General features: G+C 49.7%; 3 pseudogenes. 2 read left to right on the forward strand and 1 reads right to left on the reverse strand.

Features of this window, described 5'->3' with window-relative positions:
* Positions 1-63 precede the first annotated feature (63 nt).
* Both QZ506_RS08355 and QZ506_RS08360 read left to right on the forward strand, forming a co-directional pair.
* A pseudogene (locus QZ506_RS08355) lies at positions 64-270 on the forward strand (IS1 family transposase); the annotation flags it as partial.
* A 40-nt stretch (positions 271-310) separates the two neighbouring features.
* A pseudogene (locus QZ506_RS08360) lies at positions 311-1,039 on the forward strand (AraC family transcriptional regulator N-terminal domain-containing protein); the annotation flags it as partial.
* A gap of 55 nt (positions 1,040-1,094) precedes the next feature.
* Here QZ506_RS08360 and QZ506_RS08365 read toward each other — a convergent pair.
* Positions 1,095-1,179, reverse strand: a pseudogene (locus tag QZ506_RS08365) (lipoprotein); the annotation flags it as partial.

The raw sequence follows: 1,179 nt of genomic DNA on the forward strand, positions 1-1,179 counted from the left end.
CTGTGAAAAAACATGTTTATGACAAAAGTGGCCATCAGCGTTACCGTCGTCAGTCATGCAAACACGGATGGCTACAGGGCTTACAACGACGAACTTCCAAAAGTAAAACACATTGTTAGCAAGCTGTATACACAGCGTATTGAGAGTGCGCATTTGACACTGCGTAACCGATTGCAACGGCTCAATCGCAAGACGCTCGGACATTCAAAATCATCCGAAATGCACGATAGGATCATCGGTACTTACATCGAACGCGAGTACTATGTTTGATGCTACATCAACGCATTGAATACACGACCATGCCTTACTGATGACGCGTGCCCAAAACAACCTAGTGTTTGCCAAGATAATCAATCAGGCGCTCAGCTACACAACCCAACACTGGGTTACTCCCTCGCCGATAGCACAGGTAAAAATCCTTTACGCAGACCAGCCCCATCCACGTGTACCGGTGATGTATGACCCGACGATAGTTATCCTGTTTCACGGCAGGAAGATTGGCTATGTGGTTGATACCGTTTTTCAGTATGACGCAGAAAACTATTTGTTGATGACAGTGCCGCTGCCGTTTGAATGCGAGACGGTTGCCAGTGTTGAACAGCCTTTGGTGGGGATCTCCATCCGGATCGATACGCAGGTACTCCAGGCATTGCTGCTGGATATTGGCGATGATGATAGCGTTATTCGCCCGTGCTCAGGCTCTTGCGGTGTGAACAGTGTGCCGTTTACCGAAGAGATGCTGTGTGCCGTTGAACGATTGTTTTATGCGATGAAAACGCACCGTGATGCGCTAGTGCTGGGGGCGATGATCGTCAAAAAGATTACTTACCATATCCTGTGTGGGGAGGGGGGAGCGGCGTTGCAGGCGCTGGTCAACCGGCATACCCATTTCAGCCAGATCGCTAACGCGCTGCGTCGTATCGAAAATCACTATGCGGATAGCCTTAATGTGGAGCAATTGGCGGCGGAAGTGAACATGAGCGTGTCCGCGTTTCACCATAACTTCAAGGCGGTGACCAATACCTCACCGCTGCAATACGGCTTTGTTGAATAAATCAGAACTTGTAACGACTGCGCCCCATACGGGTCGATTGTTACGTGATGCGAATACTGTTCGGCATTCCTGATAGCGTGATCCGGTTAAGCGCTTTGACCATGGTCATGGCTTCACCCACCTGA

Origin of the sequence: Candidatus Symbiopectobacterium sp., from assembly GCF_020054415.1 — a bacterium.
Taxonomy (GTDB): Bacteria; Pseudomonadota; Gammaproteobacteria; order Enterobacterales; family Enterobacteriaceae; genus Symbiopectobacterium.